Origin of the sequence: Sphingomonas sp. S6 (assembly GCF_043498045.1) — a bacterium.
In the GTDB taxonomy this organism is placed as follows: domain Bacteria; phylum Pseudomonadota; class Alphaproteobacteria; order Sphingomonadales; family Sphingomonadaceae; genus Sphingomonas.
The window spans coordinates 1-416 of sequence record NZ_JBIEOE010000055.1; the positions used below are offsets into that span (position 1 = coordinate 1).

Annotated in this window: 1 protein-coding gene; it reads left to right on the forward strand. The window is 63.7% G+C overall.

Annotated features, from left to right (window positions below):
• The coding region (locus ACGVWT_RS19215; RefSeq protein WP_394427839.1) for an alpha amylase C-terminal domain-containing protein at positions 1-416 on the forward strand (416 nt) is incomplete at both ends.

The following is a 416-nucleotide window of genomic DNA, read 5'->3' on the forward strand; positions in this document are numbered from 1 at the left end:
GCAAGCACTCGCTGATCGACAAGATGCCCGGCGATCGCTGGCAGAAATTCGCCAACCTGCGCGCCTACCTCACTTTCATGTGGGCGCACCCAGGCAAGAAGTTGCTGTTCATGGGCTGCGAGTTCGGCCAGTGGCGTGAGTGGAACCATGACAGCGAGCTGGACTGGTATCTGCTGCAGTACCCCGAGCACCAAGGCGTGCAGCGCCTGGTGGGCGACCTCAACCGCCTGTACCGCGAAGAGCCGGCGCTGCACGAGCAGGATTGCCAGCCGCAGGGCTTCCAGTGGCTGATCGGTGACGACGCGCAAAACAGCGTGTACGCCTGGCTGCGCTGGAGCAGCAGCGGCGAGCCGGTGTTGGTGGTGGCCAACTTTACCCCGGTACCACGCGAGGGCTACCGCATTGGTGTGCCGTTT